This window comes from Bacillus sp. FJAT-29937 (assembly GCF_001509555.1).
In the GTDB taxonomy this organism is placed as follows: Bacteria; Bacillota; Bacilli; order Bacillales; family Cytobacillaceae; genus Cytobacillus.
This window is the reverse complement of record NZ_LMAS01000012.1, coordinates 22782-40670: the sequence shown is the minus strand read 5'-3', so window position 1 is coordinate 40670 and position 17889 is coordinate 22782. Positions and strand designations below refer to the sequence as shown.

Below are 17889 nucleotides of genomic sequence, written 5' to 3'. Positions count from 1 at the left end.
TTAGAATGTTAGGGTTCAATTATAAGGATTTCGATGGACTTGGTTTAGCAGAACTAGTACAGAAAAAAGAGGTGAAGCCGATTGAGTTGGTGGAGGAGGCGATTCGCTTAATTGAATCTTTAAATCCGAAGATTAATGCGGTTATTCATAGAATGTATGAACAAGCAAGGAAAAATGCGGACAACGTACATCCCGGTTTGTTTGCAGGAGTCCCAATGCTGTTGAAGGATATCAGTCAAGACATTAAAGGAGAGCCTATTACATTAGGATCGAAAGCTTTCAAAGACTTTCGGGCTGAAAAGGACTCGTTGTATGTATCGCAAGTAAGAAAAACAGGAGCTGTATTTTTGGGTCAAACGAATGTTCCAGAGTTTGCATTGGTGGCTATAACCGAACCTGAGCATTATGGAGTCACACGGAATCCATGGAATGAGTACTTTACTCCGGGCGGTTCTAGCGGCGGATCAGGCGCGGCAGTTGCTTCGGGAATGGTCCCCATTGCTGGTGCAAATGATGGGGGCGGATCCATTCGTATTCCTGCTGCTTATTGCGGGTTATTTGGATTAAAACCAACAAGGGGAAGAACGCCGGTGGGGCCAAAGATAGGAAGGAGCTGGCAGGGGGCCTCAGTAGAGCATGTGTTAACTCGATCGGTTAGGGATAGCGCAGCCATGTTGGATGAGTTATCAATATATGAAAAAACAGCTGCTTTCCATGCTCCTCTATTTAGCAGGAATTATCTCCAAGCCGCACAAACACCTATTGAAAATCAGCTTCGCATTGCGGTTTCTCTACAGTCTCCTATTGGAACTAAAGTACATGCGGACTGTAAAGAGGCAGTTTGGAAAGCAGTTAAAGCGCTAGAATCAATGGGGCATAGTATAGAAGAAATAGATGCTCCCGTTGATGGAAAGAAAATCGCAAAAAGCTATTTAACTATGTATTTTGGTGAAACGGCCGCAATCCTAGCTTCCCTAGAAGAAATCCTTGGAAGAAAAGCGACAATTCAAGATGTTGAACCGACTACATGGTTATTAGGACTGCTAGGTAAAGCTACAACTGCAGAAGAATTTGTCCTAAGTTTAAGAGAATGGGATTTGGCAGCTTACAAAATGGAAACCTTTCATGAAACCTATGATTTATATATAACACCAACTACAGCCTTTCCACCAGCAAAAATTGGTGAGCTAGATCCGACATCTTCTGAGAAACTACTAATAAACATCGCAGGAAGATTAGGTGCTGGCGGGATATTGAAGAAAGTAGGAATTGTAGATAAAATTGCTGAGGAAAACCTCATGCGAACACCTTTTACCCAGCTTGCAAACCTCACAGGCCAGCCTGCTATATCCATGCCTCTACATCTTACGACAGATGGCCTGCCAGTAGGAGTACAGGTGATGGCAGCTAAGGGCAGGGAAGATTTACTTTTACAATTAGCGGGGATGTTTGAGCAAATGGAGATTTGGCAGGATGTACGATTAAACCCAAAGTTCAATCATAATAGATAATCTTAATTCATATTAAAAACAAACATAATTGCACATATCGCTTTATTAAGTATATTCTAATCATAATTAATTCTTATGAACTTCCATAAATAACTTTGAATTTATTTATCACCTAAATGGCACTATACTTAATTTAGGGGTGGTAAATGATGGAATATGTTATTCTGTTTTTTATTGGAATTTGTGCTACGACATTGGGGACACTGGCTGGCGGCGGCGGATTAATTAGTCTGCCAGTCATGCTGATCATGGGGATCCCTGTACATTCGGCGATTGCGGCAAATAAAGTATCAAATACCGTTAGTTCGTTTTCAAGCTTTTTCTACTTGCTCAAGAAGAAGGAAATCTCCCTAAAGGAATGCTATTGGATTATTCCAGTGAGTATTTGCGGGGGAATCACTGGGGGAGTTATTGCATCATGGATTTCGGGGAAAAACATGTATATTGTTGCAATTGTTCTCCTAATATTTGCTTTTATCGTTTCATTTATAGGAAAAGGAAATTTTACCGGTGAGAAGCCTTTAATATTTAATAAAATTAGTGCGCCGGGACTTTACAGTATTGGAATCTATGATGGTCTATTCGGCCCTGGTCAAGGGACATTGATGCTTTATTTATTTGGCTTTTTAAATATCGCATATATTCGTGCAGTCGGAATGGTCCGCCTAGCTACTTTTTCAAGTTGCTTTGGGGCAGCCATTACCTATATCGCCACTGGAAAAGTCATTTGGCCGGTTACATTGGCGCTGCTATTAGGATCTCTAACGGGTGCACAAATTGGTGTTAGGATTGCTCAAAAACTAAAACCACAATATGTAAAACCGATTTTAAGAATTGTAACAGCAGCACTCATTGTTCAAATATTTATTGAAAATGTTTTATAATTCGGCAACGGTTGGAGAATTGAGTTTAATGAGTATTGGGAATCCCTAAGACAATGGTTTTTAGGCACTGGGACAAAGCAGAGTGAATTAGAAGTTTTACAATGGCAAACGAAAGAAACGACCCGACGGATGACAAGATATGTACAGTGTATCGGAGAAAGACAGCAGCATTTTCGGAGCAGAAAAAATGATTATCTTCATTTAGCAAAATGGTTTGCAAATTGTCCATCATTAGACGAGGCACATAAACTTTCTTCCGTCGCTTTCTTGTTAAGTCCGCAATATTTGAACCCTACTGGTTAATCTCTCAAAATCTATCGGACTCCCATTCCGCTATTTACTTAAAATCCACTATTTTCATATTTTTACGGACACCAGTTCCGCTAAACGATGAAAATCATACGAAATTACCCAGCTTGACCCCTATTAGCGGAACCTAAGTCCGATAACACTATGAAATATAGGTTATTTTGTGAAATAACGGAACCACATTCCGCAAATTTCTCACAACCTGAAGAATTCAGATCATCGAGTCTTCTCCTTCACCTAACTTGTATGCTTCTTCCAATATCCTTAATCCATCCCTATAACTTAATAGAAAATTAGTAAAGGGATGAATCAATCTTTTAATACCCTTCAGGTAATTTCTCCAGCACCTTCTCAATCGGAATGGCAAGTCCTATTTGATCCTTGGTAGTTAATGCAAAAACAACTCCAATGACTCTTCCTTCTAAATTTATGACAGGACTACCGCTGTTTCCGTTATAGATCGGGGATGAGAGCATAAGAACCTCATTTTTATCAGAACCCTCTAGTATTTCTCCATCAATTTCATTTGCAACAACAAATAATTGAATTATCTAAATAATAAGTTACAATATAAGGTGTCAACATATGTTTGAACTGAATAAAGCTATACTTACTATTATTGAACTATAGAAAATCAGTCAGACTTGTCCATATTGGAAAGAGCTGTCTGATTATTTTAGGTAGTCACTTACCATTAGTTAATAGGGGCAGATGGCTAATGTGGAAATCGAAAGTGTTAGATAAGGGAGGACACAACGGTTGAACTTTGAAAATCTTAAAGTGTTTCATATGGCAGCAAAGAAAAAAAACTTTTCTGAAACAGCCAAAGCACTACATATGTCCCAACCGAGTATAAGTTTGCAAATTCGGCAGCTTGAAGAATCACTTAATGTTAAACTTTTTAAGCGGACGACAAGAAAAGTCGATTTGACCCCAGCAGGACTAATTCTATTAGATTCTGCGGAGAAAATATTCAGAATCATTCATCAGACAGAACAGGAGATTGCCCTTCTATCAGATTCGCATTATGGAGTTCTAAACATCGGAGCCAGCATAACTATTGGAGAGCATATCCTGCCTCATGCTTTAGGAAAATACAAAAAGGATTATCCAAATGTAACGATCATCTTAGAAATCTACAATTCAGACCAAGTTATTGAGAAACTAGTAAATGACGAAATCCATCTTGCTTTTGTCCAATCGATGATAACTTACCCAAAATATCGTCAGCGTCCTTTTTTTGAGGATGAGCTAATCCTTATCGCATCGAATGAATCTACCCATCCACATTTGGATCATCAGCAACAATGCATCAGCTTGGATCATATATTCTCTCTTCCCTTAATATTGCGGGAAGCAGGTTCAGGCACAAGACAGGTCATTGAGGAACAGCTGCGGCACAACAAGCTAAACCCTGAAAAGCTTCAGATCATACTTGAACTTGACAACACCCAGTCTATTAAATCAGCAGTCGAATCAGGTATGGGTTTTTCCATTATTTCTAAAGCTTCTGTCCAACACGAACTTCGTTTGAAAACACTTAGGCAATTTTCGATTGTGGGAATGAATTTAAAACGAAATTTTTATACTGTTTATGACGAGAAAAAGCTAACATCTACTAGTAAATCCTTTCTTACATTTCTTCATAACTATTACGGTATGAAAGGCGAGACATCCCAATTGTAAAAGAAATAAAAACGGACATTCAGGTGTCTGTTTTTTTTATGAATTGAAAAAGCTTATAGATCCGGGAAGGGTTGGATTCATAAATATATTTTATAAATGTAATAAATTATCAAAATATATTAAATATTTGAAATATATTGAAAAATATAAGGTAATTGAATTACCATAAGGAGGCAGGCTTCCAAAATATTTAAGTCTGAAGACCTTATGAAGACATTGGATGGAGATTTAATAGGAAAATGAAAGGGATGGAGGGTAAAGTATGACAAAGAATATAAAAGATTATGTGCAAAACGCAGATGTAGCCGATGTGAAGGAAGTTATTTCAGACATGATGCAAAAAGCCAGGGCAGCGATGAAAACATTCAATGAGTATAGCCAGGAACAAGTGGATGAAGTGGTTCAAGCAGTTGCCTGGGCAATCTACAAACCAGGCCATGCAGAGGCATTAGCAGAACTGGCACTAAAGGAAACAGGCTTGGGTTGTTATGAGGACAAAGTAACGAAAAAGCGGCGTAAAACGCTTGGAACTCTTCGTGATTTAAAAGGGGTCAAATCAGTAGGCGTTATAAACGTTGACGTTGCTAAAGGAATCACCGAAATAGCAAAGCCTGTAGGAGTTGTCGCAGCTGTTGTCCCTTCCACAAATCCTGGTGCTACACCAGCCAATATCGCCATGATGGCTCTAAAAGGCCGAAATGCGATTATCATTGCCCCCTCACCAAAAGGATTAACTACAAGTCAATTGCTGATGCAATATATTCATAAAGAATTTGAAAAAATCGGTGCTCCTCTTGACCTTTTTCAAGTTTTGCCGCCGCCAGTCAACAAAGCCATTACAAAAGAACTAATGAGCCAGGCTGATTTCATCACGGTAACAGGGTCTGCCAATAATGTGTACAACGGCCAAACTTCCGGGAAACCTAATGCGTGTGTCGGAGCTGGAAACGTTGTATCGATTGTTGACGCAACGGCCAATATTGAAGAAGCAGCCCGGAAAATTTATTTAAGTAAAACCTTTGATAATGCAACTAGCTGTTCCAATGATAACTCGTTAGTGATTGAAGCCGCTGTTTATGACGACATGATCGCCGCATTGCAAAAAGAGGGAGGCTACCTCTGTAACGAAAAAGAGAAAACGCTGCTTCAAGATGCCATGTGGATAGACGGAAAACGAAATAGCAAAACGGTGGCGAAAGATCCTTACGTATTGGCGCAAGAGGCTGGCCTGGAAAGTGTCGAATCGAAAAATGCAAAGTTTTTTATGGTGAAAGAAACGGGTATCGGGAAAGAGTTTCCTTTCTCTGGAGAAAAACTAGCAGTCGTCTTAACAGTTTATAAGGCTGCTAATTTTAGTGAAGCATTAGAGCTGACAAAAGAAATCCTTCAATACCAAGGTAGAGGCCACTCTTGCGGGCTGCATACGACTGATGAATCCCATATAGAGCAGATTGGTTTGGAGATTGATGTGTGTCGATTGTTAATTAACCAAGTGCAAGTATATGGGAACGGAGGAAGCTTCAATAACGGCCTTAATTTTACCCTATCAATGGGTGGCGGCTCATGGGCCGGAAATAATATCGGGGATAACTTATCTTATAAGCATTTCTTGAATATCACAAAGGTTTCACGTGTTATTCCAGAAGTGGTACCTACTGATGAAGAACTGTGGAGTACGTATTGGCAAAAATATGGCCGTTAAAGAGGAGGGATACTGATTATGAAATTATTTGAGTACCAAGCTAAAGACATATTTGAAGAAAGCTCAATTCCTGTTCCGAACAGGACGTTAATTGAGAATAAAGAGGAAGCTGAAAATGCGGTAAAAGCAGTAGGCCTTCCTTGCGTATTAAAAGCACAGGTTCTTCATGGAGGAAGAGGGAAAGCAGGGTTAATTAAGCTTGTAACAGAGCAGGATGCGATTCAAGAGAATGCTGAGGGAATATTCTCACGGGCGAAAAACATGCCGTACTTATTAATTGAAGAGGCGATTAACATTGAGAAAGAACTGTATGTGTCGATCACTGCAGATCCCTTAACAGGATTTGCGATGATCATGGCTTGTGCAGAAGGCGGAATTGATATCGAAGAAATTGCAAGAACGATGCCTGAGCAAATCAAAAAGACATTCGTAGACCCATCCGTTGGACTTTTACCCTATCAAGCTAGAAGTCTGCTATACGATTTGGGCATCCAGCAGGAAATGATTGGGCAAGGAACAAAGATTCTATTAAACTTATACGATGTTTTTCAAAAATATGAATTGGAATTGGTGGAAATTAACCCTTTGATGATTACAAAGGAAGGAAGTTTCATAGCGGGTGACGGAAAAGTAAGCATTGATGACAATGCATTGTTTCGACACCCACAGTTTTCTATGACTAGGGAGTATTTTGAAAACGATGCTCAATATGAAGCGGCACAGGAAGGAATCCCTTATCTCCAGTTCGATGGCAATATCGGCTTGATGTGTGCAGGAGCTGGATTAACAAACACGGTCTTTGACCTTGTAAATGATTATGGCGGGAGTGTCGCTAATTATCTCGAATTTGGCGGTCCTAATTACCATAAGGCACAGAAGGCCATGGAGATTATGATGAAAAATGACATTAAAGTCTTGCTGATTGTCACATTTGGTACAATTGCCAGAGCCGATGTGATGGCAAAAGGGGTTGTTGATGCAATTAAAGAGTTAAAGCCAGACTTTCCAATTATTACGGCGATTCGAGGGACGGGAGAAGAAGAAGCTCATGAACTTCTTCGGAGCGCGGGGCTAAATCCGCTAACGGATACGGAAGAAGCTGTAATCACAGCAATAGCATTAGCTGGAGGTGGAAAGAATTGAGCATTATTTTAGATGGGTGTACACGAGTATTGGTGCAGGGAATTACGGGGAAGGAAGGTGCATTTTGGACACAGCATATGATTGATTACGGAACAAATGTGGTTGCAGGTGTAACACCAGGCAGGGAAGGGCAATATGCAGCAGGAGTCCCTGTATACCATACAGTTGGCCGTGCTGTAGCTGATATTCCAGTAGATGCTTCACTCTTATTTGTTCCTCCTAGATTTGCTAAGGATGCATTAATGGAAGCGCTTGATGCAGGAATTAAGAAAGTAGTTATTTTATGTGATGGGATTCCATTGCATGATGCTATGCAGATGAGGAGAGCTGCCCGACTGGCTGGTGCCATGGTGATTGGCGGCAATACATCAGGCATTATTTCCATGGGTCAGGCAATGATGGGCTTTTTCCCGTATTGGCTAGAACGTGTTTATCGTCCTGGCCGCATAGGGATTATGACAAGGAGCGGTTCATTAACAAATGAAGTAACAGCTGAGGTCGTTCGAGCAGGATTTGGTTGCTCATCATTAATTGGAATCGGGGGGGATCCTGTTCCAATGACTAGATTTGCTGAAGTTCTGCCATTATATCAGGAAGACCCGGAAACAGATGCGGTTGTGATGATTGGTGAACTCGGTGGAACGATGGAAGAAGAAGTGGCTGAAGCAATTGAGAATAAAGTCTTTACGAAGCCGCTCGTTGCCTTTTTAGGTGGGAGGACCGCACCAGAAGGAATGAAGATGGGGCATGCCGGAGCCATTGTAACGGCAGGAAAAGGAACAGTGAAAGATAAAATTGCTGCACTAAAAAAAGCAGGTGCATTTATTGCAGAACGTCCAAGAAATGTCGGAAAGCTTCTTGACTCCATTTTAGTTAGCAACAAGCTTTGAGCCGATTATTGAAAATGAAAAAAAACGATCATTATAATGTAAGCGCTTAAATTTATTTTGATACGATTTAGTCAATCTGAATGATAAAAAGTTCCGAAAAAGCTGAGCGGATCCCTGCCGATAATGAGGCAGGGGTCCGAATTAAAAAGAGTTAATATGTGATCTGGAAGATTAGAAGCATAAACAAGACTTAGGGAGGCAAGGGGATGAAGAAAAAAATCACTGTTGGAAACAAAGTGTTATTTCTTCTATGTGCTATGTATTTTATCACATATATTGATAGAGTCAATATTGCCACGGCTGCTCCGTTTATTCAAAAAGATCTCCAGCTATCCACGACTGAAATGGGAATCATATTATCTGCGTTTGCTTATCCTTATGCATTTTTACAGATTTTTGGCGGATGGATCGGGGATAAGGTAGGTCCTCGTAAAACATTGACCTTCGTTGGAGCGATTTGGTCATTGACGACCCTATTTACAGGAATGATCACAGGAATGTTCACTGCCATTTTGGCACGAGTTGGTCTTGGTCTTGGGGAAGGAGCCGCATTTCCTACAGCAACGAGAGCGATGGCTCAATGGCTGCCTAAAGAAAAGTTCGGATATGCGCAGGGAATTGTTCATTCTGCTTCCCGGCTCGGAAATGCAGTAGCACCGCCCCTTATTGCTTTATTGATCGTAGCCTTTGGCTGGCGTGAATCGTTTGTCATAATGGGTATTATCAGTCTTGTGTGGATGGTTGTGTGGATGTGGTATTTTCGAGACAATCCGAAAGATCACCCAAAGATGACATCGGAGGAGCTTGAAAAACTGCCTGCCTATGTGACGAAAAGTGAAAAGGCAAAAATCAAGGTACCATGGAAAAAACTGTCCAAAAGAATTCTTCCCGTTACATTTGTTGACTTTTGCTATGGATGGACATTATGGGTGTATTTAACTTGGCTGCCTTCCTTTCTATACACAGCTTACGGCTTAAATATTAAAGCTTCAGCGCTATTTGCAGCTGGAATCCTAATGTCTGGAGTAATCGGAGATACGTTGGGAGGCGTCATATCAGATCGAATTTATCGTAAGACGAATAATTTGAAATTGGCACGCCGATCGTTATTAATCGTCGGATTATCAGGTTCATTCATCTTCCTATTACCTACCTTATTTGTGCACAATCTGACTTTTATAGCCATTTCGATGAGTCTTGCTTTCTTTTTCCTGGAATTGTGTAATGCTGTTTTATGGGCGATTCCAATGGATATTGCCCCTAAACACTCAGGCACAGCTAGTGGAATGATGAATACAGGCTTTGGTGTGGCAGGGATGCTGTCACCGGTTGCATTCGGTTTCTTAATTGCGGTCTCAGGAAACTGGCAGGTACCTTTTATCATGTCTATCGTCTTGCTTGTTGCGGGAATTATTGTCACATTTAGGATTGATCCTTCTAAGCAGCTAGAGGATGACACGGACATCCCAATCGATCCACTAAATCCAGATGTAAAAAGTGTATAATGTAAATTGATCACTATCTGAAATATATTTGAATAATTATTGGAATGTTAATATGATTAATTATGGAAAGATTACAATATTGGAAATTGAAAAAGGATTGGGCACTCAGATTATGGAGTAGTCCAATCCTATTAATATCTATGAGAAAAAACTGAACAATGAAAAAAATAGCAACCATCTTAGCAAAATTCGATTAATCCAATTTTTACTTTTCCCTGATAGGGTTGCCGTAAAAATTCAATATCCTTCTGGTAGCTTCTCCAGCACCTTTTCAATAGGAATAGCAAGTCCTATTTGATCCTTCGTAGTTATCGCAAAAACAACTCCAATTACATTTCCTTCTAAATTGATAACAGGACTTCCGCTGTTTCCGTTATAAATAGGTGATGAAAGCCTAAGATCTTCATTTTTATCTGAACCCTCAAGTATTTCTCCATCAATAGCAATTTGATTGTGCAAAAGCGGATTGCCAATCACATAAATTTGATCAGAAACAATCCATGTATCAGGTTGACTTAAGGAAAGTGCGGGTAAGTGTTTACCCTCTATATGTAAAAAAGCAAGATCGATGTCGGGATATGATTGTAAAATGGTTGCTTGGAAAATTTCTCCGTTTGGGAACGTGACTGTTATTGGATACATGTTATCAACAACATGGTGGTTCGTAATGATTAACCCATTTTCAGATATATTAAATCCGGTTCCTCGGGAATTCTGGTCGTTAACTGTAACAACGGCTTCTTTATATTTCTGAATATCTTCCTGTTTTGAAAGCTCAGCTGATTTCTGTAAAAAATTTATCGATGACAGATTAAAAAGTTGCGGCCAAATTTGAAGTAGGCTTACTAATAAAGCAATCGCCACACCGACCGAAATCGTTCTTTTTACAAATAAATTTCGCCTTTTCTGCCTTTCTCTTAGCCATTCATCCTCTTCATTTGGCAAGAAATCCTCTATTGGCGGTTCTTCGAATTGATCCTCGATTTCGTCTTTATCAAACTGATTCATTCCGAAAATCCTCCCGTTATGTATTCGGACTTTATTATAAATATAAATCTACTATACAATTGCCAAAACAAAATTGCTAATAATAAAACGTTTACATAAAGCTTGCCTTATGGTTTAGTAATCTAATACGGAAAATGATTTTTCAGAATGATTACCGAAAAATGTAAAAGAATAGTGAATAGGAGGAATGTAAATGCAAACATTGGAAAAAATTAGTAATCGGTTTTGGTATCAAACACCTGTTTCGGAGACTGATCGGCCTATTTTAGGTGTGGTCATTGGAGACAAACGGACTTTGATGATCGACGCTGGCAATTCCGAAGCACATGCGAGGTATTTTCTTAGCGAGTTAGAAAAAAATAATATTCCAGAGCCAAGTTTAGTAGTGCTTACACATTGGCATTGGGATCATATTTTTGGACTGTCCGCATTAGACATGATTTCTATTGCTTCCAAACAAACGAAAGATGAGATGGAAAAGCTTGTTTCGTTCGAATGGACTGATGAAGCGTTAGATGAACGGGTGAAGTCGGGTGTGGAGATTGAATTTTGCTCAACTGCTATAAAGAAAGAGTTTGGAAGTGAGAGGAATATTACGATAACCCTGCCAGAAGTAACTTTTGATAAAAGAATAGACATTGACCTGGGGGAAGTGACTTGTCAAATTGAGCATGTTGGCGGAGATCATGCCCAAGACTCTGTGATTGTGTATATAAAAGAAGAAAAAATATTGTTTTTAGCGGATGCGATTTACGCTAACCTTTATTCTAGTAAAAACAATCTGACCGTAAAAGGAACACTTCAGCTTTTAGATAAACTTGACCAATTCGATGCAGAAACCTACGTCCTTTCTCATTGGAAACCAGTATCGAAGGACGAATATCAGCAAGAAGCCAAAATGTTAAGGAATTTTGCTAATTTAACTGAACAATTCGAAGGCCGATTTGATGATATTAAGGCAGCCTATCAAACGATTGTCAATCGAGACTTGAATGAGGATGAGCTTGAAACGTTGGGGTATTTTGTGAATGGATTTGAACTTGAAAACTAAATTCAAGTTTGGAAGGGATGAAACACCCAGTTTGAGGGGTTCTAACTTATTTTCAATGCAAATAGAAAGGAGCTGTTATTACCACAGCTCCTTTCGGGGGAAAATTACTTTCCAGGTGTAAATTTGATCTTCATCGCTTCTCCCATTAAGACAGGCAGATCAGTATTTTCATGAAGTCCTCTAAATAAATCAGAGCCTGGTCCAAATGCATATAACGGAACATCTGTACCAGTGTGACCAGTGCTTGACCATCCAACGATTGCACGCTCGGAAACGATTTGGTTTATTGCCATTGATGGACTTTTTGCTGTTTTAATTCTTCCGGCTTCCGCATCAGTTAGGTCAAGGTTCGTATATTGTTTAACGATTTCTTTAACATTACTCCGGTCAGCATTTAGTTTGCTTTCCATAAAATCGCCAGTTGCTGTAACTTGGCGCAGCACCTCTAGCTTTGCATCACCCTTGCCATAACCGCCGACTGACATGCCGCCAGTATCATGATCTCCTGCAACGACTACTAATGTGTTGCCATCTTTTTTCGCAAATTCAACCGCTTTTTCAACTGCCTTTTCAAACGCTTCGCTGTCCTTCATTGCCCAAGCAGCATCATTATCATGACCTGCCCAATCAATTTGGCTGCCTTCAACCATTAAGAAGAAACCGTCCTTATCATTCTTAAGTACATCTAAAGCTGATCCTGTCATCTCAGATAGGATTGGTTGATCAGTCTCATCACGATCCAGCTCTGGTGCCATGCCATCTTCAGCGAAAAGCCCGATTAGCTTGTTTGATTTTTTCACTTTCGCAAGGTCTTCCTTATTTGAAGCGAATTGATATCCCTTTGCTTTAGCTTCATTTAATAAGGACTCTGGAAAATACTTTTTCCCGCCCCCAAGAATGACATCAACATCATTTTCCAGCAATTGAGGTGCGATGTCCGCTTCATTTGCACGTGAAGCAACGTGGGAAGCAAATACAGCAGGAGTTGCATGAGTAATTGTTGAAGTAGCGACTAAGCCAGATGCTTTACCAGCCTCTTCAACCATTAAGTACCTGTCCCCCGGTGCTTTAAATTCCTGAGGGACAGGCGACCGAGAATTATTTTCCCTTGCTTGGCCTTATGGATTCCTGAATTGTTAACAAAGTAGTGGGAATAACTAGTAAACTCTTACCCCAAATCTGCTAGGGAATTAATCATTCTTTATCTCATTTCCCGAATATGCCAGCCAATAGAAGCTGCCGACGAAAATCGCTCCGCCGATTGCATTCCCGAGAAAAACGGCAAAAAAATTTTCCACATACATGAGCCAATTAAAAGACCCTGCAAAGATCGCGGCGGGAATGATAAACATATTGGCGACAACGTGCTGAAATCCGATTGCAACGAATGCCATGATTGGAAACCAAATGCCAAGGATTTTACCCGCTGTGTCTTTTGCTGCATAAGCAAGCCAGACTGCAAGACAGACGAGCCAGTTAGCACCAATCCCGGAAATAAAAGCTAGATGGAAAGGTTCGTTAATTTTACTCTCTGCAACGGATATGGTCTGTGAAAGATATGGTTCTGTCTCTGTTAAACCAAGAAAGTGGCCAAATAGATAGGCAATGAAAATCGCGCCGATAAAATTGCTGAAGGTAATGATTGTCCAATTTTTTGCAATCTGCCAGGTTGTTATTTTTCCAGCGAGCCAGGCGGTTGTTACAGCCATGATGTTCCCAGTAAGGAGTTCCCCACCTGCAACGAGGACAAGGATCAAACCAAGCGGAAACAGTGCTGCCCCAATAAATCCCGGAATCGAGCCCCATATTTGCAGTGAAAATCCCGCTGTAACCCTAATATATAGGAGAAAACCGAATGCTATATATGCGCCAGCCAAAAAACCTAGGATCAGGATGCTGGGGAGCGGTAAATTTACCTTTTTAACACCTGAATCTCTTACAATATTAACTATTCTTTCTGGAGGATAGAATGCCATGTTGTAAGCTCACCTCATTTATGAGAAATAGTATTTCCATTACTTATTGAGTCGGAACTTGTCATTATTAAAAAAAATTTCCTTCTATTATTATATGATTGGTTTCTAGATTATAGAATTGGGACGAGAGGCAGGGGCATTCCAACCGTTTCCATTCACACAGGAGAACCCTACCATAAGCTTCCACAGGCTATTTCTCATTAAAAGTAACCATCTCAAGGGAATATTGCTATAATAGTCATGATTTTGTTTCTATTTGCGTTCAGATTCAATTTAGTGTTCAAAACACATTAAAGCTCAAGTATGATAAAAATCAAATTCAACAATGTCTCATTATTCTATTTAAGAATGCCATTGAATCCATGAGAGAGACTGGCGGCATCCTTACCATCGATGTAAACGAGGAAAAGAAGGCATGAACCTTTTACATGAACCTTTTAAAGGAAACAGTAATTAAAAGAGCCTAATCTGCCAATTGACAGTTTAGGCTCTTTTTTCATTCAATCAACTAGTTCCTCGTAAACTCTCTTTCATCCCCAAAAGAAAGATCGATCACTTCCGTTTTCGAATAATCCTTTAATAATTCAGCTAATTCCTTGCCTGTATCCACCATATACCCGACAATTGGAAAAATCTTTGTTAGCTTAGTATAAGAGTCTAAGTTGGTTGCGGTCTTTTCGGTTGGAAAGTTATGGCTTGGGATAACATATTTCACATCTAATAAATGTTGAACGGCATAGGCAGCCTCTTTCGGTCCCATTGTAAATTGGCCAGATGAAGAGAGGATGGCGATATCAGGCTGATAGAAATCTTGTATCAGCTTCATATCAAGCATTAAGCCTGTATCTCCAGAGTGATAAACGGTATAATCCTCTTTAAAATCAAAAATATAGCCGGCCGCCTCCCCACCATACACAGGTAATCCCTCTGTTTCGCCATAGGATGAAGTATGCATAGCCTGAACCATTGCTACCTGAACATCATCTAGCGAAATGCCCCCGCCGATATTAATCGGAAAAACATTTTTCATTCCCTTTTGAAGGAGTATCATGGCTAAATCATATTGAGCGACAATCATGATATCTGGCTTACATTGAACTAATTTAGACAAACCACTCGTATGATCAAAATGACCATGGGTCAAAAAAACGGCATCAATAGATTCATAAAAAGTATCATTATCTAATTTTGTTGCAAAACCAGGATTCAAATCGAAAAACGGGTCAATCAGATAATTTTTTCCTGCGTTGCTTTTCAATACATACATTGCATGACCTAAACGCAATATTTTCATTTATAGCCTCCTCGTAAAGCGGATTATTATCCTCTATGAATAAATTTATGAAGACTGTGAGATTTTGATGTATCTTTTGCTTCATTCTTCAAAATGAACATAACCTGCTACTATTCTCCCTATTCAAAAAAATATTGGCCCGCCTTTTTGTATTTTGTTGTCCTTTTATAGGACCGTTAGGATTAAGAAGATCAGAAAAAGGTTCTGTCCCATTACAAAGCGAGTATACATGCTATATAAGCGATTTGATCTCATTTGACTATGAACGGTAGAAACTGAGTTTGCGTTGGTTAAGGTTTCCATCAACCGAATCTGAGATCTAAAACCAATTTTTGACAGCGTTTACATTTATTCTAATCAATGGTTTAGAGGGTGAACAAAATCGCTTAGGAAGTAGATTATGCAATTGATTTAGTTATTCAAGACTTCGTTCGATTGTGGCACTTTGATCAGCTTGTTCAATTTGCCATCATCTGTTAATGGCGAGGTAGTCTTTGCCGGCTTTATTGTGTAATTAAAAGTAGAAAGGGAGTGTTATCATTGCAAAAAAGATTAATGTCACAAATGACTTGGATGGAGGTTAGGGATGCTGTTGATAATGGATATGGAGTCATTCTACCGATTGGTGCCACGGAACAGCATGGCCCGCATATGCCTCTATGTACAGATGCACTTCTATCGGAGAGAATGGCTGTTGACGTGGCAAAGGAAACAAACTTGATCGTTGCACCTACTGTGAGCTATGGGTTTCGCTCGCGTCCGTGCACTGGTGGCGGGCAGACCTTCCCAGGTACTACATCAGTTAGTGGGTCAACCTTAACCGCAGTCATTATGGACGTTGTGAAGGAATTTATCAGAACAGGCTTTAGAAAAATAGTCCTGTTTAATTGGCATTTTGAGAATTCCAATTTTATCTATGACGCTGCTTACAATGTGTATGAAGATAGAAAAAATGATTATCCCGATTTAAAGTTGCTTATTATTGAAACTCCTTTTAGTGATTTAAAGCCTGAGACAATGGAGTATGTATTTGAGGGACAATTTCCTGGGTGGGGGATTGAACATGCTTCAATTTTTGAAACATCTGTGATGATGTATGTGGCACCTGAGTTAGTCGATTTTTCGAAGGCAAAAGATGATAAAGCAGAATACTACCCATTTTATGACATGCTGCCTATACCAAAAAGAATAACGGCAGAGAGCGGTGTACTGTGGAAGGCATCTTTAGCAACTAAGGACAAGGGCGAAGTGGTATGGAAAGAGATTTCTCAAAATTTGGTGGAATCTGTAAATATGGAATTTTCAAGGTGGGAAAAGGAGAACTAGGCAGATTCTATGAAGGTGAGCGTGACCTTGATGTTGGTGGCACAATGCTAGACCGACATCAAGGGCTCATACACTGGTGGCAACGGAAGATCTGATGTTTTTCGAAAACAATTTCGGGAGGGAAATATTATGATAGATTTTCAGGCAAAATCTGAACATGACCTCTATAGCAAATCGTTGGCTCCAGTAGAGTATTCCAAAAGAACGATTGGTCCATTTGGAATCGGTATGATTTGGTTCGGAATCGCGGTACAAGTGACAAGCTTTCTAGTTATGACCCCTTTAGTTCAGTATTATACAATTGGAGAACTTGTCTGGATTAATCTGATTGGTCAGATACTAGTGTGTTTAGCCTGCTTTGCCACACAGGAGATTGGACTGAAATATGGTGTTTCCTTCGCCACCACCATAACTGCGGTAGCGGGACCGCTCGGAGGGAAGATTGTTGGACTTGTGCGAGCAATGCCTGCGATCATTTTTGTTGGATTAAACGGTTTTATTGGTGCAACTGCAGTAAACATGTTTATGACAGCAGTATTTGGGTTCAATAACATGTTAGTTGCCATCATTATTAATGCATCGCTGCTCATATTAGTAACCATATCCGGTGCGAAAGGCATTGAACGATTTACGACTTTTGCGGCGCCACTGATGATCGTAATTGGTATCATTATGTTTTATGTATTGATGAAAACTCATAATGCTACTTTGATGAGTGTTTGGGATCTTGGCCGTACAGCGGGAACAAGTAAAAGCTGGCTTTACGGCTTTGGTGTTTGTTTAGGTGGCTATGCAGCTGTTGCTATGGGGTTCAACGATTTTACTAAGGACTGTAAGATAAAAAATGGCAATTTGAAAAAATCTGCAAGAGCGCACTTGTTTTCGTACACTATTTGGTCCGCGCCTGCATTTATGTTTTTTACAATGATTGGCATAATTACCGTTGTTCTAGTGCCCGGCATGACAGGTTCAGAAGTGCTTCCGTACCTTACGGATCTAGTCGCCGGAGGAAATAATTTAATAATCGCCATATTAGCGTTGTTTGTATTTGTAGCACAATTATCAACCAATACTGCCGCAAATCTATTCCCTTCAGTGTATGTAATATGCGCTCTTGCTCCTAAAAAAATTAATTTCAAAACCGCCACTGTCATTGTGGGTGTGCTTGCGTTTGTTTTACAGCCGTGGAAGTTTGGTCCAATTTTAGACGTGTTTTTAGCTGTATTCGGTGCTGCGGGTGGCCCTGCGCTAGGAATCATAATAGTAGATTATTTCTACTTCAGAAAAAGAAAATACAGTCTTGGGGATCTATTTAACAGCAAGGGGAAATATTCCTACTGGTACGGCATAAATCCTGTTTCCCTATCTTGTTATGTATTAGGTATAATAATTGGCTTAATGTTCCTGGATTATAATTACTTTGTTTCCCTAGGTGCTACATCATTGCTTTACATGTTAGCAGGCAATTTGTTCGCGAAAAAGTTCCCAGTTATGGTTACCGAAACGGCTGAGGATCTTACGGACTTTACTGTTAATGATAATCCCAAAATGACCATGTAATTTAGCACTTTTTGGGCAACGAAATGTAGAGGGAAAATCCTAAA

15 protein-coding genes and 1 pseudogene are annotated in these 17889 nt (G+C 39.8%); 11 read left to right on the top strand and 5 right to left on the bottom strand.

Going from position 1 to position 17889, the window contains the following annotated elements:
- Positions 1 to 5: 5 nt before the first annotated feature.
- The 3 genes and pseudogenes from AR328_RS19495 to AR328_RS22390 form a co-directional block, all read left to right on the top strand.
- Positions 6 to 1511 carry an amidase family protein gene (locus AR328_RS19495; protein ID WP_066300346.1) on the top strand — a complete coding sequence of 502 codons (1506 nt, stop codon included), beginning with the start codon at positions 6 to 8 and terminating at the stop codon, positions 1509 to 1511.
- 149 nt (positions 1512 to 1660) lie between these two features.
- A complete protein-coding gene (locus AR328_RS19490; protein WP_066300343.1) occupies positions 1661 to 2395 on the top strand; it encodes a sulfite exporter TauE/SafE family protein in 735 nt (244 codons plus the stop codon).
- Between the two features lie 12 nt (positions 2396 to 2407).
- Positions 2408 to 2662, top strand: a pseudogene (locus AR328_RS22390) (DUF2397 family protein); the annotation flags it as partial.
- A 359-nt stretch (positions 2663 to 3021) separates the two neighbouring features.
- On the opposite strand, the gene AR328_RS22705 reads toward AR328_RS22390, so the two are convergent.
- A complete protein-coding gene (locus tag AR328_RS22705; RefSeq protein ID WP_331457203.1) occupies positions 3022 to 3213 on the bottom strand; it encodes a trypsin-like peptidase domain-containing protein in 192 nt (63 codons plus the stop codon).
- A 250-nt stretch (positions 3214 to 3463) separates the two neighbouring features.
- On the opposite strand from AR328_RS22705, the gene AR328_RS19485 reads away from it, so the two are divergent.
- The 5 genes from AR328_RS19485 (at position 3464) to AR328_RS19465 (ending at position 9630) form a co-directional block, all read left to right on the top strand.
- A complete protein-coding gene (locus AR328_RS19485) occupies positions 3464 to 4390 on the top strand; it encodes a selenium metabolism-associated LysR family transcriptional regulator (RefSeq protein ID WP_066300340.1) in 927 nt (308 codons plus the stop codon).
- Positions 4391 to 4652: 262 nt separating this feature from the next.
- The gene (gene sauS, locus AR328_RS19480; protein WP_066300331.1) at positions 4653 to 6092 is read left to right on the top strand and encodes an acylating sulfoacetaldehyde dehydrogenase; all 1440 of its coding nucleotides are present in this window, start codon (positions 4653 to 4655) and stop codon (positions 6090 to 6092) included.
- A gap of 18 nt (positions 6093 to 6110) precedes the next feature.
- A complete protein-coding gene (locus AR328_RS19475; RefSeq protein ID WP_066300329.1) occupies positions 6111 to 7235 on the top strand; it encodes a succinate--CoA ligase subunit beta in 1125 nt (374 codons plus the stop codon).
- Positions 7232 to 8125: a succinate--CoA ligase subunit alpha gene (locus tag AR328_RS19470; protein WP_066300327.1), complete on the top strand. Its 894-nt coding sequence runs from the start codon at positions 7232 to 7234 to the stop codon at positions 8123 to 8125. The genes AR328_RS19475 and AR328_RS19470 overlap by 4 nt, the downstream gene beginning before the upstream one ends.
- A gap of 206 nt (positions 8126 to 8331) precedes the next feature.
- Positions 8332 to 9630, top strand: a complete 1299-nt coding sequence (locus AR328_RS19465; RefSeq protein ID WP_066300325.1) for an MFS transporter — start codon at positions 8332 to 8334, stop codon at positions 9628 to 9630.
- Positions 9631 to 9867: 237 nt separating this feature from the next.
- Here the strand turns inward: AR328_RS19465 and AR328_RS19460 are convergent, their stop codons facing one another.
- Positions 9868 to 10638 (bottom strand): S1C family serine protease, encoded by a 771-nt coding sequence (locus AR328_RS19460; protein ID WP_066300323.1) that lies wholly within the window; start codon positions 10636 to 10638, stop codon positions 9868 to 9870.
- A gap of 193 nt (positions 10639 to 10831) precedes the next feature.
- Here AR328_RS19460 and AR328_RS19455 point away from each other — a divergent pair, with 193 nt between their 5' ends.
- Positions 10832 to 11689: an MBL fold metallo-hydrolase gene (locus tag AR328_RS19455; protein WP_066300321.1), complete on the top strand. Its 858-nt coding sequence runs from the start codon at positions 10832 to 10834 to the stop codon at positions 11687 to 11689.
- 104 nt (positions 11690 to 11793) lie between these two features.
- Here AR328_RS19455 and AR328_RS19450 read toward each other — a convergent pair whose 3' ends face one another.
- The 3 genes from AR328_RS19450 to AR328_RS19440 form a co-directional block, all read right to left on the bottom strand.
- Entirely contained in the window at positions 11794 to 12735 is a 942-nt protein-coding gene (locus tag AR328_RS19450) for an alkaline phosphatase (RefSeq protein WP_066300319.1), read from the bottom strand.
- A 144-nt stretch (positions 12736 to 12879) separates the two neighbouring features.
- Complete coding sequence (locus tag AR328_RS19445; protein ID WP_066300316.1) at positions 12880 to 13665, bottom strand: formate/nitrite transporter family protein; 786 nt, start codon at positions 13663 to 13665, stop codon at positions 12880 to 12882.
- Positions 13666 to 14173: 508 nt separating this feature from the next.
- Positions 14174 to 14959 carry a metal-dependent hydrolase gene (locus AR328_RS19440; protein ID WP_066300302.1) on the bottom strand — a complete coding sequence of 262 codons (786 nt, stop codon included), beginning with the start codon at positions 14957 to 14959 and terminating at the stop codon, positions 14174 to 14176.
- A gap of 540 nt (positions 14960 to 15499) precedes the next feature.
- Here AR328_RS19440 and AR328_RS19435 point away from each other — a divergent pair.
- Together AR328_RS19435 and AR328_RS19430 are read left to right on the top strand one after the other, a co-directional pair.
- A complete protein-coding gene (locus tag AR328_RS19435; protein ID WP_066300295.1) occupies positions 15500 to 16285 on the top strand; it encodes a creatininase in 786 nt (261 codons plus the stop codon).
- A 129-nt stretch (positions 16286 to 16414) separates the two neighbouring features.
- Positions 16415 to 17845 (top strand): cytosine permease, encoded by a 1431-nt coding sequence (locus AR328_RS19430; protein ID WP_066300285.1) that lies wholly within the window; start codon positions 16415 to 16417, stop codon positions 17843 to 17845.
- Positions 17846 to 17889: the final 44 nt, after the last annotated feature.

Bases quoted from the DNA above. Each gene is read 5' to 3' on its own strand.
- sauS (WP_066300331.1), top strand. From the start codon at position 4,653: ATGACAAAGAATATAAAAGATTATGTGCAAAACGCAGATGTAGCCGAT.
- AR328_RS19475 (WP_066300329.1), top strand. From the start codon at position 6,111: ATGAAATTATTTGAGTACCAAGCTAAAGACATATTTGAAGAAAGCTCA.
- AR328_RS19430 (WP_066300285.1), top strand. From the start codon at position 16,415: ATGATAGATTTTCAGGCAAAATCTGAACATGACCTCTATAGCAAATCG.
- AR328_RS19465 (WP_066300325.1), top strand. From the start codon at position 8,332: ATGAAGAAAAAAATCACTGTTGGAAACAAAGTGTTATTTCTTCTATGT.
- AR328_RS19440 (WP_066300302.1), bottom strand. From the start codon at position 14,959: ATGAAAATATTGCGTTTAGGTCATGCAATGTATGTATTGAAAAGCAAC.
- AR328_RS19455 (WP_066300321.1), top strand. From the start codon at position 10,832: ATGCAAACATTGGAAAAAATTAGTAATCGGTTTTGGTATCAAACACCT.
- AR328_RS19490 (WP_066300343.1), top strand. From the start codon at position 1,661: ATGGAATATGTTATTCTGTTTTTTATTGGAATTTGTGCTACGACATTG.
- AR328_RS19460 (WP_066300323.1), bottom strand. From the start codon at position 10,638: ATGAATCAGTTTGATAAAGACGAAATCGAGGATCAATTCGAAGAACCG.
- AR328_RS19495 (WP_066300346.1), top strand. From the start codon at position 6: ATGTTAGGGTTCAATTATAAGGATTTCGATGGACTTGGTTTAGCAGAA.
- AR328_RS19445 (WP_066300316.1), bottom strand. From the start codon at position 13,665: ATGGCATTCTATCCTCCAGAAAGAATAGTTAATATTGTAAGAGATTCA.
- AR328_RS19450 (WP_066300319.1), bottom strand. From the start codon at position 12,735: ATGGTTGAAGAGGCTGGTAAAGCATCTGGCTTAGTCGCTACTTCAACA.